Below are 13,448 nucleotides of genomic sequence, written 5' to 3'. Positions count from 1 at the left end.
ATGCCTAGCAATACGGGTTGCCGGACGCTCGCTGCTTCTGCAGAAGGGGTCGCAGACTCCGTGCGGCGGCAACAAGTATGTCCAATGAAGATGGGCGGTTGCCTGGTCGTTCCGGGCTTGGTGGCCGCGAAGGTTTAAGATCGCAGCTTTATAGCACTTTGCCCAGATCGGAGAACCCAGATGACTGAATTACCTCCTGACAAGCTGTCTGCTGAAGACAAGATTCCTGCGGCAGACACTGGGCAGAATACTCCGCGACACCCCTATGAGAAACTTGACCGCGCTACGCGCGCGGCACTAGCCCGTGCCACCGCCGGTGTATCGCCGCATTCGATTATGGCCACTTGGATGGATTGGGCCATGCATCTGGGTCGTTCCCCCGGGCGCCAGCTTGAACTGACAGAGCGCGCGGCGCGCGATACTGCAAAACTCTGGGTCTATGCCTGCGAGATGGCGATTGGAGCAAAAGCTACTCCGCCTTTTCAGCCACGCAAACAAGACCACCGCTTCAGTGCACCCGGCTGGCAGAAGGCGCCATTTTCTCTATGGCAGCAAGCCTTTCTAAGCGCACAGGATTGGTGGCAGGCAGCAACGGACGAAATGCCGGGCATCGCCCCCCGCGACGCGGAACGAGCTCAGTTTCAAATCCGCCAGGCCCTAGATCTCATCTCCCCATCGAATTTCCCATGGTCAAACCCGGAAATAATCAACCGCACTTTCCAGACCGGTGGTCGCAATCTGGTAGAGGGCAGCGCGCATTTCATTGAGGATGTTGCCCATACCATAACGCAAGAACACGAACCTGCCCCTCAGGGTTATGAGGTTGGCAAAGACCTTGCCGCAACTCCCGGCAGGGTCGTTTTTCGCAATGCGCTGTTCGAGCTGATTCAATACACGCCGCGCACCAAGAGCGTGCAGGCCGAACCTATCCTTTTTGTGCCTGCCTGGATCATGAAATACTATGTACTCGACCTCTCTGCTGAAAACTCCATGGTGCGGTACCTTGTCCAACAGGGCTTTACTGTGTTCATGATGTCTTGGGTCAATCCTACGGCTGATCAAGCTAACCTTAGCTTGGAGGATTATCGCCTGAATGGCGTTATGGCAGCGATTGACGCCATCGAAACAATCATCCCGGGTCAAAAGATACACACCAATGGATATTGCCTTGGCGGTACACTTCTGGCGATTGCGGCTGCGGTGATGCAACGTGATGGTGATGACCGGCTTGCCAGCGTCACACTCATGGCAGCGCAGGTTGATTTTGCCGAGGCCGGTGAGCTTTTGCTGTTTATCGACGAGAGCCAAGTCGCTTTTGTCGAAGACCTGATGTGGTTGCAGGGCTGTTTGGACCGCCCTCAGATGTCTCGGACTTTTACAACTATCCGCGCCGAAGACCTGATCTATGCGCGGGCAGTGCGGCGCTATTTTTTGGGTGAAGACGATCTTCCAACAGACCTGACCGTCTGGAACAATGATACAACCCGGATGCCCGCACGGATGCATTCCGAGTATCTGCGCGGACTGTTCTTAGAAAACCGACTGAGCGCCGGACGGTTCGCCGTCGAAGGACGGGTTGTCGCGCTTAAGGACATACGCGTTCCCATGTTTGTGGTCGGAACGGAATCAGATCACATTGCTCCGTGGCGCTCAGTTTACAAGATACGTCTTTTTACTGACGGAGACCTGACCTTCGTGTTGACCAATGGCGGTCACAACGGCGGCATCCTGAGCGAACCGGGGCACAAGCACCGCCACTATCGTCAGGGCCATAGACCTGCGGATGCGCTGTATACCTCACCGGATGAATGGCTTGAAGCGACGGAAATACGGCAAGGTTCCTGGTGGCCAGCGATGGCGGATTGGATAAAAGGCCGTTCGTCTGGTGAAACTGCGCCCCCGCTGATGGGGGGAAAACGAAACGGGGTCGCAAAACTGCCCAAAGCGCCGGGCACTTACATTCATCAGACCTGAACGCTAGGCCCCAGCTTTGCTTGGTCAACCATGTGTGGACAAACATGCAAAACTGGCAGAGCGCTATCGCAATAATAGTCACCCGGTTTGGCCTGCGATACGTGAATGGTCAGATAGTACCGCGCCTGTCGAAGACAGGCTGCGTCAAACGGGTTTAATCGGTTCTAGCTTTTGGATTTGCCCGCGACCTTGGAGGCAGCTTCCATGCTTTCGCCGATGGCGTCTGCTTCTGTTTCGCTCACGTGTTTTGCACAGCGTGACACCATTTCGAACCACTCGCGTGCATCTTCCACCATTCGTTCCATGGAATGACGTTGCCATTCGGCGACGGCCTGCATCGTTTTGGCCGGATCCGGGTTGTCGCCAGTCGTGGTTTCCCGGGCTGTTTGCAGCGCAGTGCGTGTAGCTTCGTGGCGGCGTTTGAACCAGAGACGCGAGTATTCCTCCGCCTCGCTCAGCAGATGGTCCTGCGCTTTCCAAAACTGTTCGATCTGCGGTGCGACCACCGGGTTCATGGACATCACGCCCGGCATGGATTTCAACGCGTCGGTAAGGGCTTCCTGTATTTCGGGTTTGGCGGATTTTGTAGGCATTTGGACTCTCCCTAGAAAGAAGACGGTGAGCCGATTTTACCATGTCTACAGGCGCATTCACATTAACCGAGATCAAATTCGCGAGGTATTTGCGCACTGTCGTTCCCGATATGCCTGGAGACGGCGCACGCGACCGGTTCATATCAGGTCATCTGGGCGACCGACCTTCGGAACATAAACAGGCTTGTCATTAACAGTGCCAAACCCAACACAGCCATCCAAACGAATTCCGGCCAGATCATTTCGATTCCAGCACCTTTGAAAACGATTGCTTGGCTGGCTGACATATAGTGGCGCGACGGCAGAAACAGCGTTCCGGTTTGCAGCCAGGCTGGCTGCCCTTCGACAGGTGTTTCCCCTCCGGATAGCATAAGCATTGGCAGGACAATCAGCATGACCAGAAGCGCAAACTGTGCCATTGAGCGCGCGATCGTGGCCAGAAAGACCCCAAGTGCTGTGGCTGTAAACAGAAAGAGCGCCGTTCCACAAAGAAACAGTGTTTTTGACCCGGCAATTCGAATGTCCAGCGAGCCCTGCATGACGAAGGCCAGCGATAACCCGGCAGCGATCAGGACAACGGCCGCATTGGCCCAGATTTTCGCCAAAGCGATGTCAAGCGGGGTTAGGGGCATGGCCAGCAGATGCTCAATTGTTCCGTGCTCTCTCTCCCTGATCATGGCAGCACCCGTCAGGATGGTCGTGAGCCACATGATCTGACCAATCAGCGCAACGATGCCTGCAAAACGCACCGTATCTCTGTTTTGGTTGAAGGCGCTTCTCAGAATGACATTGATTGAGGGTAAATCCATGAGATCTACACCGATTGCAAAGCGATGGATCTCGGCGCTCAGAATGTTGGTGATGTAGTTGGCGCCGATACCTGCCTGCTCCATGGCCGTGGCGTCTATCAGAACCTGAATCTCTGGCGTGCGCCTGGCACGCAGGTCTTTTTCGAACCCTGGCGGAATGGCGACAATAAAGATAAACCGCCCGGCATCCATATGCGTTGGGCCGGTCCCCGGTTCAATTTGCACTACCGGTTGAAACTCCGGCGGGAAAAACGCGGTGGCAAGTGTCCGCGACAATGGAGAGTTATCCTCATCTGCAAATGCGATCGAGGCGTTGTTCACCGAGCTTGCAACGCCTGTTGCCTCCATGATCGGAGCCAGCGTGAACGACCAGACCAGCAAGGCCATCATCACCCAATCGCGGCGCAGGCTCATCACTTCCTTAAGCCCTAGCCAGAATATGCAATAGAGGCGTTGCATTCACTTCTCCTGCGCACGGAGGCAAAGAGCGGCGATTAGTGTCAGCACCGGCCCGAAACAGGCAAGCGCCAGAATGTCCGGCGCAAGAGATTCCCAACCCAAGCCCTTGGTAAACGCGCCGACGTTCAAATGAAGAAAGTAAGAAGACGGCCAGAGCGAGCCAATAACCTGAGCTCCCCCTTCCAATGTGGAAACAGGTTGCAATAGGCCCGAGAATTGGATGGTTGGCACAACCGAGGCGATGGCCGTCGCAAATGTCGCCGCCACCTGACTGGATGTCATTGTGGCAATCAGCAATCCGTATGACGTCGTTGCCCAGACATACAATAACGCACCAACCGCCAGCGGAATGGGATCGCCTTTGAGGGGCACGCCGAAGACGAAAATTGTCATCGCTGCCAGCAGCAGAAAGTTCGCGAAAGCTATTGCAATGTAGGGGATTTGCTTGCCGATCAGGAATTCGAGCCGAGTTGTCGGCGTTACGTAGAAGTTCACTACAGATCCCAGCTCCCGCTCACGCGCGACACTGACCGCCGTCAAGACGGCCGGCAACATGATAAGCAGAATCGCCGGCATGGCCGGGGCCATTGCTGCAATGCTCTCAAAACTCTGATTGTAGCGAAATCGTGGTTCTATCCGGGCAATCTCGAAGTCACGTTGTCCGGTGTTACGGGCGTATTCATCCAGAAAGGTCTGATGCAGCCCCGCGACATATCCTTCAACCGTCTCGCCTTTGAACGGAATGGCACCATCGACTGTCGCGAGGACCTGTGTCGGCTCTCCTGTGCGCAGCTTACGGCCGAAGTCCGGTGGCAACTCTATGACCAGTGAAACGTCTCCGGCCTTTAGCCGGTTGCGCCCTTCCAAAGCGCTGTTCAAGGGGGGCGTGGGTTTGAAGTAGGACGACCCCGCGAACTCAGTCGCATAAGCCCGGCTTTCAGGACCCTGAGAAAGGTCCAGAACTGCAAAATCCAGCTCTTCAATGTCTAGCGTAATGCCAAAGCAGAAAACTAACATCAAAATGGCGGACCCAAGAAACGCAAAGGCAAGGCGAACAGGATCGCGCGCCACTTCGACGGCCTCGCGTCGTGTATAAGCCAGTGCACGCCCGACACTTCCGCCCACATGTTTTGAACTGGTCGTTACGTCAACTTTTGGCGCTGCAACCGGCGCTGGTTTTTCCGCCGCCTCTAGAATTGAGATGAAGGCCTCCTCAAGGCTGTCTGCACCTTCGGCGGCGATCAGTTCGGCTGGGGCGCCTTCGGCCAAGACCTGGCCTGCATGCATGAACGAAACCCGGTCACATCGTTCTGCCTCTGCCATGAAGTGGGTGGAGACAAAGATCGTTACCGCGTCTTTTCGCGACAATTCAACGAGCAATGCCCAAAACGTATCTCGTGCCTCGGGGTCCACCCCGGAGGTCGGCTCATCCAAAATCAGCACACGCGGGCGATGGATGATTGCAACTGCCAAAGATAGGCGCTGTTTGATCCCAAGGGGCAAAGTGGCCGCCAAGGTATCACGATGTGCGGCCAGTCCGAAGCGTTCCGTCAATTCCGCAATGCGCGCCTCACGGTCACGGATCGCAAAAATGCGGGCATGCAACTGCAGGTTCTGGTGCACCGACAATTCGCCGTATAATGAGAAAGCCTGGCTCATGTACCCAATATCGCGACGCACTTTTCGATCCCGGGCGTCAACGGGTTTGCCGAATAGCGATGCCTCACCTGAGCTGGCCGGTAGCAAACCGGTCAGCATCTTCATCGTCGTGGATTTGCCGCAGCCGTTTGATCCCAGAAACCCGAAAATTTCTCCGCGATTGATTGAGAAGTCGACGTTGTTCACTGCGGTGAAATCGCCAAAGCGCCGTGTCAGCCCGCGAGCAGTGATCACCGGATCCGTGTCGATCTGTCGAACGATTGTTTGATCCGGCTCTGAACCAGACGCCCCATCGGCCCGCAAGCGTCGGTATGCGGTTTCGAAATCCTTGTCGGCGCGCTTCAATTCGGCGGGTTTGCCCTGAAAGATGACGCGACCTGCGTCCATCGCAACGATCCGATCAAAGCCTTCGGCCTCCTCCATATAGGCTGTCGACACCAGAACAGAGAGCTTAGGGTTTTCCGCTCGGATCGCTCCGATCAACGTCCAGAACTGTTGACGTGACAACGGATCGACACCGGTTGTCGGTTCATCCAGAACCAGGAGCTTAGGGTCATGAATCAATGCACAGCACAGGCCCAGCTTCTGCTTCATCCCGCCAGAGAGTTTGCCCATCAAGCGATCCTCAAAAGGCGCAAGCCCCGTCGCCGTTAGCAACGCGGCGATCCGTATATCACGTTCAACGTGCCCCTGGCCGAACAGCCCCGAGAAGAATTCCAAGTTTTCGCGTACCGACAGTTCTGAATAGAGGTTCCGACCCAAACCTTGCGGCATGAATGCGATCGCGGGACATATACGTCGACGATGAGCGGGCTCATCTATTGCACCGCCTAGAACGTTGATTGACCCGGATTGCAGTTTCTTTGCACCTGTGATCAAGCCAAGCAATGTGGACTTGCCCACCCCATCCGGTCCTATGAAACCGACAAGCTGTCCGGTCGGAAGTTCCAAGGATACAGAGTTCAGCGCGACGTGTTTTCGATACCTGTGCGTAACACCGGCGATGCGAAATTCTGACGCGGCGGCCGCCAAATTCATTCGAACAGCTCTTGCGGGATGCGCTGTTCAAGCGCCTCGGGCCACGCGCTGGCAGGGTTGATCCGGATCACGGCAATCCCACGCAGGCCAGTTTTTACATGTTCAATCCGGCTTTCAACCAGGTCCTGGGGGATACGGACGCGGACGCGAAAGACCAGTTGCTCGCGTTCATCCAGGGTTTCGACCTGTTTGGGTGTGAACTGTGCCTCGGGAGAGACAAAGCTGACATATGCGGGCGTGGCGTATTCGGGCAAAGCGTCAAGCACGATGCGAGCCTCGGCGCCAATCGGCAACAGCCCGGCTTCGCGCGCTGGAAGAAATATTTCCATATACACGTTCTCAAGACTGAGAAGGGTCAGGATCGGCTCGCCCGATCCGACGACCTCGCCGGGTTCTGCCAATCGATAAAGTACACGCCCCGGCATTGGTGCCAGCAGGGTACTGTCTTCAATCTGCGCCTCAATCCGGCGCACTTCGGCCTCGGCAGCGGCAATCCGGCTTTCTGCGGTTGCAACACGGGCCTTGGCGGCACCCAACACAGCAGCAGCAACTTGATGGATGGTTTCGCGTTCTTCGAAAACCGTCTCAGAGATAGTGTTCCCGGTCAGCAACGCCGTTGCGCGTTCAAGCTCTTGCGCTGCCCTGCGCTGCTCACTCTGGCGTTGCAAAACCAAAGCCTCGGCTTCAGCTTTTGTTTGGCGCTCCAGCGCCACCTCAGCTTTTGCCCGATCCAGCGCAGCGGACAATTCATCTATGTCCATCTCGGCAAGAACATCACCCGCGGCAACCATGCCGCCCTCAGGTGCCAGAACCTTGGCAACGCGACCTGCGATTGTCGGTGCAATCTCAACCTGCTCGGCCTCAATTCGTCCATTTCCCTGAACGAAATCATTCGGCAATTGATTGCCGTTTTGGGAAATAACGGAATAAAAAACCGCGCCAGCGATCACGACGACTGCCAGAGCAAAAAAGATGGGCGAACTCTTCTTCATAGCTTTTGCCTGATCATTGAATTCGACGGTCAGTCTAGTACGTGTCTGGATCGGAGGCTTTGCGATGGATCAAGCGTTTCTAAGGCGCGCGTGTGCTATCGTGCCGATAGTCGAAACTCTGTTCCACGTTTGGGGATCGTCCGAAAGCCGGGTTCGTGCGCCCCGTGACTTGCAACGAAGGAAGCAAAGAACGCGGATGATCCCGAGTAATTGTTTTTGGAGTGCTACAACATGACACTCGCAATGGTTTTCAAAGGTGTCGGCCGCGAGCTGAGACTGGAAGGCATCGAACTTCCAGCACCAGGCGCTCATGATATACAGATCCAGATTGAGGCCTGTGGTGTTTGTCGCACTAATCTGCACGTCGTCGATGGAGACCTCAAGCATCCTGAACTTCCACTGGTTCCCGGTCACGAAATTGTTGGACGAATCCTGCGTAAGGGCGATGAAGTGACAGGCTTGGAAATCGGGCAGCGCGTCGGCGTGCCTTGGCTTGCGTCCACCTGTGGTCAGTGTCCTTATTGCCGAAGCGCACAGGAAAACCTGTGTGATGCGCCAATATTCACTGGATACACACGAAACGGAGGATTTGCCGAAGCCTGCCTCGCGGATGCACGCTACGTCTTTGCGCTGCCAGAGGTCGCCGATCCGGTTGCACTGGCCCCGTTGTTATGTGCCGGGCTTATAGGGTTCCGCTGTTTGCGAATGGCTGAAGATGCCAGGAACATTGGGTTCTATGGGTTTGGAGCCGCCGCGCATATCTTGGCGCAATTGGCCGTCTGGCAGGGTCGAAACGTCTATGCGCTGACCCGACCCGGCGATATCGAGGCACAGGAATTCGCGCGTGATCTGGGAGCAGTATGGGCGGGTGGGTCTGACGAACAACCACCAGCAGAACTGGATGCTGCGATCATTTTCGCGCCCGTCGGGTCCCTTGTGCCCAAAGCGCTGCGCGCCGTACGAAAGGGCGGCCGCGTGGTTTGCGGTGGGATTCACATGAGCGACATCCCAACATTTCCATACAGCGATCTGTGGGGGGAACGACATATCCTGTCTGTCGCAAACCTAACGCGCAAGGATGGTGAAGAGTTTTTCGCAATTGTCCAAACCGCAGGCATCCAGACACAGACGCAGAGATATTCACTAAGGGATGCCAACATAGCCCTCGCGGATCTGAGTGCTGGGCGGTTGCAAGGGGCAGCGGTTTTGGTTCCCTGACCAACGGCTCCAAGGTACTCTAAAATGCGACTACCCGCCCCATAAATTTGACGACTTTCTTTCAGGCGTCCACGCCTTTTTTTAACGCCCAAGCTTGTCGCAGTGTGATGTGCTTTCAGAAAGGTCGCGTCCATTGCCCGGCGGGGCATCACGGTTGCCCTCTCGTCTTGTGCGGCCCCTAGGCGGAGGGCGCGCGCTCCGCCAGAATAGATCAGTTCACCGCTCGTTTTTCGAACCGTGAGTCATCTCTCCAAACGGAAATCAAAGGGTCCTAACCCTGAGTTCCCGGTTTAGCTTGACGCCAACTTGGAATTTAACACAGGCGTAGGATCAGGTTGGTGTTCGATCAGCTTGCGGACCAGCTCAGCGCCGCGGCCACCACGTAATCTGCGAGTCAGTTGGATAATGCACGCCAAAAACCTGTTCTGGGCTCAGGGCAGCCGTTGATTTGTTTGGCGCGCGGCATAACAGCTTGAGGCGGCAATCCACATCAGATGGCCTGCCGGATTGGCAGGCCTTTTTGAACTTTGCGCTGTCAGTCTTTCCTGCCGACGTTTTTTTCGAACGCAACCTTGAAGGCGGCCTGCTTCTCGGGGTTGGCCTCTGTTTGATACTTGGATTTCCATTCATCCATTGTCATGCCGTAGAAAATCTCGCGGGCTTCATCCTTGCCCAGCTCGATACCCTTTTCGTTCGCGGCTTCCTGATACCAGCGCGACAGGCAGTTGCGACAAAAACCGGCGAGGTTCATCATGTCGATGTTCTGAACGTCCGTGCGGTCTTCCATCAGGTGCTTTTGCAACCGGCGAAACGCGGCAGCCTGAAGTTCGATTTCGGTTTGCTTGTCCATGATGTGGCTCCGGATGGCGATTGTGTTGAACCTGACCTAACAACCCAGCGGTCCTGTTACAACAATCTGACCTGCACCAGTGCGTTTTCACATTAGTTTCAATGCCAGCCACGGTACGATGCAGAAGACCAGCGTCAGGATCTTGTAGTTTGCAAGGTACCTGAAATACGCGCGTTTCACATCGGGGCGTTCCATCTGAAACATCCTGCCGTGAATGCCTGCGATCCAATCCTGCAAGAGCAGAACCATCAGGGTGGTAAACAGAAGAACCGCGATATTGAGCACGGCCATCCAACCAAAAAAAGTCGTCAGAAGCTCTAGTGTCACGATGACCCCCTTTCCCTGTTCATATGGGGATCGAGAGGTTTTCTCACAATAGCGTGATGAACGTTAAAGCGCGTGTGAGACTTGCGGTCAAAGGTCGCTGGCTTCCAATGCATCTTGCAGCATAGGAGCCAATCGTTCGGCCCATTCCCTTTGCCCCGCATGGTCCGCGATCAAGTCGTTGCGCAGCTCGATCAGTGCGTTTGGGCGTCCGAACGCGGTACAGTGTTTGTCAATCGCATCCCCCGGCAAAACTCCGGAATACGGCTCGTTGACGCCAACACACAGATCATCCTCGGCCTGAAGTCTTGCGACCAGAGGGCGCGAGAACCGTTCGTCCAAGGTGTGCAGCACACCAATGTGCCATGGACGCGGTTCACGACCGCGCAGTTGGCGGGTGAAGGAATGCATCGAAACGATCACCGCATGGGGCAGGGCCGCCATTTGCGCCAGTGCCTCGTGATAGGGGCGGTAGCACATGTTCAGGCGACGTTCGCGTTCGTCATCATCTGCATGGCGATTGCTGGGGATGATTGAGCCATCATAGAGTTTCATCAACAGCGTCGGATCGTCTTCACCCCGGTTTGGGTCGATTACCAACCGCGAGAAGTTGGCGGCGATCACCGGCGCGTTCAGGATCTCACCTAAATGTTTCGACACCTCGTACGCGCCGACATCATAGGCGATGTGGCGTTCCATATCCTCGCGCGGCAAACCGAGGTCGCCGCCATTTACGTCTGGGGGAACAGTATTGGTTGCGTGGTCGCATGTGATCAGCCAGCGCGACGGGCGATCCGCACCGTGGACGAAAAACGGGGTGTATGTCATGAGCCTGTCATCTAGTTTGCCGCAGGTGTAGGGCAGTTGCTTTGAAAAGGGAATTGCGCAATAAGCATCGAAATGATGTTTGCGGTAACATTTTGCGGAAGCTGATCTGCAAACCTGAGATGACGTAAGGAGGTCTATGCTAATGCGACGCCTGAGAAATGTGAAAATCGTGGCGACGCTGGGGCCAGCGTCAAATGACTATGACACGATTCGTGCCCTGCACGAGGCTGGCGCAGATGTCTTTCGTCTGAACATGAGCCATGGCAGCCATGATGAGATCCGAGAACGGCACAAGATCATTCGACAGGTGGAAAAGGACCTGGACAGCCCGATTGCCATTCTGGCCGACCTTCAGGGGCCCAAGCTGCGCGTTGGTGTTTTTGCCAATGAGGCAGAGGATCTGGAAGAAGGCGCAGCTTTCCGTCTCGACCTCGACCCTGATGCTGGCGACATCAACCGGGTCTGCCTGCCGCATCCCGAGATCTTTGCGGCGCTGGAACCGGGCGCGCGCCTGCTCGTTAATGACGGCAAGATCCGTCTGACTGTTCAGGACTGCGGACAGGATTATGCAAATTGCACGGTTGAGGTGGGGGGTACGATCTCGAATCGCAAGGGCGTCAATGTTCCCGATGTGGTGCTGCCGCTGGCGGCTTTGTCGGCGAAAGATCGAGAGGATCTGGAGTTTGTCTGCCAACTGGGTGTCGACTGGTTGGCGCTGAGCTTCGTGCAGCGCGCCAAAGACGTTTTCGAGGCCCGCGCACTTGCTGACGGCCGCGCGGCGATCCTGTCCAAGATTGAAAAACCTGCCGCAGTTGAGGCGTTTGACGACATCCTTGATGCGTCGGACGGGATCATGGTGGCGCGAGGCGACCTGGGCGTGGAACTGCCTGTATCTGCCGTGCCTCCGATCCAGAAACGCCTGGTTCGAAAATGCCGTGGGGCGGCCAAACCCGTCATCGTTGCAACACAGATGCTGGAAAGCATGATCGAAAGCCCGATGCCGACCCGTGCCGAAGTGTCGGACGTTGCGACAGCGATCTACGAAGGTACGGATGCCATCATGCTCAGCGCGGAATCGGCAGCCGGTGCCTATCCGATCGAAGCCGTGCAGACGATGAACAAGGTTGCCATCGAAGTCGAAGCCGACCCGACATATACGCAGATCATCGCCGCCTCGCGTACCGCCAAGGGAACCACCGTTGCGGACGCGATCGTTGCCGCGGCGCGCGAAATAGCCGAGAAAACCGAAATCAAGGCGATCTGCTGTTTTACGCAAAGTGGCACGACAGCCGCATTGACCGCGCGCGAACGTCCCGGTGTTCCGATTATCGCAATGACGTCGCTGATGGGAACGGCGCGCAGACTTTGCCTGACCTGGGGTTGCAACTGCGTCATGACGCCCGAGCTCGAACGGTTCAAAAGCGCGGTAGTAAACGCGGCTCGCGCAGCCAGGGCAGGAGGCTTTGCAACCGAGACCGATCAGATTGTCGTCACTGCGGGCGTGCCGTTCAACGTGCCTGGCACGACCAACATTCTACGTGTGGCCCCGTGTGACGAGCGTCTGATCTACAGCACTGATCCCGAATAATCAGAAACCGGCTTCAGGTTTCCGGTACCCGTTGGCCAACAGGTTCTTTCACGGCTTCCATGACCGTGAAGGAGCTGGTTTGGTGAATTCCGGGCAGCTTGTTTATTTTCTCGCCCAGTATCATCCGGAAATGCGCAATATCGCGGGTGCGGACAGTCAGAAGATAATCAAACGACCCTGCCACCATCAGGCAGCTTTCGATTTCCGGCACATTGCGTACGGCCTCGTTGAACTTTTCCAGGGATTGTTCTGCGGTCGCGGTCAGCGACACCTGCACGACGGTCAGTAGGGCCAGCCCAATCCGTTCTTTGTCGACTATGGCGCTGTAGCCCTTGATATAGCCGTTCTTTTCCAGTCGTTTCACACGTTCAGAGCAGGGCGTATTCGTAAGGTTTACGCGCGCCGCAAGCTCAACTATTGAGAGCCGACCATTGGCCTCAAGCTCGTTCAGGATGCGTTGGTCGATATTATCCAATTCTCTGCTAATCAGTAATATTCCCTGTATTTTTAGCGTAAAACGACAAATTCCACTGAATATAGACCAAAAAAATCTCCAATTCCTAGTGAAAATTCCTGATACTTACCAAAGGGCGGTCTTATTGAAAGTTCCAAGTTCCGGCTGCCCTGTCGGGGGCACGGGCCCCGGCCAAATGAAAAAAATGGAGGAACGACATGACAACAAAGATTGTCATAGGACTCGACGGGACAGAGACCGGTGAGCGCGTGATTGCCTTTGCAAAGGATTTGGCAAAGCTGATCGGGACGTGTGAATTGGTGGTCGCTTATGTGATCGAATGGTCCCCTTACACCTTTCAGACACCGGAAGAAAACGCACAGCGTCACAAACGAAGGGAAGAAGAGGTTGATCTGGCTACGTCGCGTATCGTGACACCTGCCGTTGAGGCCCTCAGAGAGGCTGGTTTTGAAGCGCAGGGTGTTGTTCGTCATGGCGATGTGGCGGAGACCTTGAACACCATTACAATGGAAATGGGCGGCTCGCAGATCGTTGTTGGCCGGTCTTCGGCGGACGGGATCAAGAAACGTATCTTCGGCAGCTCGACGCAAAACCTTGTGATGCATGCCGATGTTCCGGTCACGGTTGTGAACTGAAGGGAG

Annotated in this window: 12 protein-coding genes; 4 read left to right on the top strand and 8 right to left on the bottom strand. The window is 55.7% G+C overall.

What is annotated here, in order from left to right:
* The first annotated feature begins 180 nt into the window (after window positions 1–180).
* Complete coding sequence (locus AC2FLP_RS16475) at window positions 181–1,974, top strand: PHA/PHB synthase family protein (RefSeq protein ID WP_496684916.1); 1,794 nt, start codon at window positions 181–183, stop codon at window positions 1,972–1,974.
* A gap of 164 nt (window positions 1,975–2,138) precedes the next feature.
* On the opposite strand, the gene AC2FLP_RS16470 is transcribed toward AC2FLP_RS16475, so the two are convergent.
* From AC2FLP_RS16470 to AC2FLP_RS16455, 4 genes are all read right to left on the bottom strand, one after another.
* Complete coding sequence (locus tag AC2FLP_RS16470) at window positions 2,139–2,567, bottom strand: phasin family protein (protein WP_496684918.1); 429 nt, start codon at window positions 2,565–2,567, stop codon at window positions 2,139–2,141.
* Between the two features lie 143 nt (window positions 2,568–2,710).
* Complete coding sequence (locus AC2FLP_RS16465) at window positions 2,711–3,835, bottom strand: ABC transporter permease (protein ID WP_496684920.1); 1,125 nt, start codon at window positions 3,833–3,835, stop codon at window positions 2,711–2,713.
* Complete coding sequence (gene rbbA, locus AC2FLP_RS16460; RefSeq protein WP_496684921.1) at window positions 3,836–6,532, bottom strand: ribosome-associated ATPase/putative transporter RbbA; 2,697 nt, start codon at window positions 6,530–6,532, stop codon at window positions 3,836–3,838. It abuts the gene before it with no gap.
* Window positions 6,529–7,524 carry an HlyD family secretion protein gene (locus AC2FLP_RS16455; protein WP_496684922.1) on the bottom strand — a complete coding sequence of 332 codons (996 nt, stop codon included), beginning with the start codon at window positions 7,522–7,524 and terminating at the stop codon, window positions 6,529–6,531. The genes rbbA and AC2FLP_RS16455 overlap by 4 nt, the downstream gene beginning before the upstream one ends.
* Window positions 7,525–7,755: 231 nt before the next feature.
* Between AC2FLP_RS16455 and AC2FLP_RS16450 the strand changes: the two genes are divergently transcribed.
* Entirely contained in the window at window positions 7,756–8,742 is a 987-nt protein-coding gene (locus tag AC2FLP_RS16450; protein ID WP_496684924.1) for a zinc-dependent alcohol dehydrogenase family protein, read from the top strand.
* A gap of 535 nt (window positions 8,743–9,277) precedes the next feature.
* On the opposite strand, the gene AC2FLP_RS16445 is transcribed toward AC2FLP_RS16450, so the two are convergent.
* From AC2FLP_RS16445 to AC2FLP_RS16435, 3 genes are all read right to left on the bottom strand, one after another.
* Complete coding sequence (locus tag AC2FLP_RS16445) at window positions 9,278–9,592, bottom strand: DUF1244 domain-containing protein (RefSeq protein ID WP_117869944.1); 315 nt, start codon at window positions 9,590–9,592, stop codon at window positions 9,278–9,280.
* 87 nt (window positions 9,593–9,679) lie between these two features.
* Complete coding sequence (locus AC2FLP_RS16440; protein WP_117869943.1) at window positions 9,680–9,919, bottom strand: DUF6868 family protein; 240 nt, start codon at window positions 9,917–9,919, stop codon at window positions 9,680–9,682.
* Window positions 9,920–10,006: 87 nt separating this feature from the next.
* Window positions 10,007–10,744 carry an N-formylglutamate amidohydrolase gene (locus AC2FLP_RS16435; RefSeq protein WP_299900334.1) on the bottom strand — a complete coding sequence of 246 codons (738 nt, stop codon included), beginning with the start codon at window positions 10,742–10,744 and terminating at the stop codon, window positions 10,007–10,009.
* Between the two features lie 142 nt (window positions 10,745–10,886).
* Between AC2FLP_RS16435 and pyk the strand changes: the two genes are divergently transcribed.
* Entirely contained in the window at window positions 10,887–12,332 is a 1,446-nt protein-coding gene (gene pyk / locus AC2FLP_RS16430) for a pyruvate kinase (RefSeq protein ID WP_299900337.1), read from the top strand.
* 13 nt (window positions 12,333–12,345) lie between these two features.
* Here the strand turns inward: pyk and AC2FLP_RS16425 are convergent, their stop codons facing one another.
* Window positions 12,346–12,807, bottom strand: coding sequence for an Lrp/AsnC ligand binding domain-containing protein (locus tag AC2FLP_RS16425; protein ID WP_254683713.1), 462 nt, complete (start codon window positions 12,805–12,807; stop codon window positions 12,346–12,348).
* A 197-nt stretch (window positions 12,808–13,004) separates the two neighbouring features.
* Here AC2FLP_RS16425 and AC2FLP_RS16420 point away from each other — a divergent pair, with 197 nt between their 5' ends.
* Entirely contained in the window at window positions 13,005–13,442 is a 438-nt protein-coding gene (locus tag AC2FLP_RS16420; protein ID WP_117869939.1) for a universal stress protein, read from the top strand.
* Window positions 13,443–13,448 lie beyond the last annotated feature (6 nt).

The organism is Ruegeria sp. CDSA141, from assembly GCF_059612005.1.
Note: the sequence above shows the minus strand (reverse complement) of the source record. Positions and strands in the feature narration are given on the sequence as shown.

Bases quoted from the DNA above. Each gene is read 5' to 3' on its own strand.
- AC2FLP_RS16420 (WP_117869939.1), top strand. From the start codon at position 13,005: ATGACAACAAAGATTGTCATAGGACTCGACGGGACAGAGACCGGTGAG.
- AC2FLP_RS16455 (WP_496684922.1), bottom strand. From the start codon at position 7,524: ATGAAGAAGAGTTCGCCCATCTTTTTTGCTCTGGCAGTCGTCGTGATC.
- pyk (WP_299900337.1), top strand. From the start codon at position 10,887: ATGCGACGCCTGAGAAATGTGAAAATCGTGGCGACGCTGGGGCCAGCG.
- AC2FLP_RS16475 (WP_496684916.1), top strand. From the start codon at position 181: ATGACTGAATTACCTCCTGACAAGCTGTCTGCTGAAGACAAGATTCCT.
- AC2FLP_RS16445 (WP_117869944.1), bottom strand. From the start codon at position 9,592: ATGGACAAGCAAACCGAAATCGAACTTCAGGCTGCCGCGTTTCGCCGG.
- AC2FLP_RS16450 (WP_496684924.1), top strand. From the start codon at position 7,756: ATGACACTCGCAATGGTTTTCAAAGGTGTCGGCCGCGAGCTGAGACTG.
- AC2FLP_RS16465 (WP_496684920.1), bottom strand. From the start codon at position 3,835: ATGCAACGCCTCTATTGCATATTCTGGCTAGGGCTTAAGGAAGTGATG.
- AC2FLP_RS16435 (WP_299900334.1), bottom strand. From the start codon at position 10,744: ATGACATACACCCCGTTTTTCGTCCACGGTGCGGATCGCCCGTCGCGC.
- rbbA (WP_496684921.1), bottom strand. From the start codon at position 6,532: ATGAATTTGGCGGCCGCCGCGTCAGAATTTCGCATCGCCGGTGTTACG.
- AC2FLP_RS16470 (WP_496684918.1), bottom strand. From the start codon at position 2,567: ATGCCTACAAAATCCGCCAAACCCGAAATACAGGAAGCCCTTACCGAC.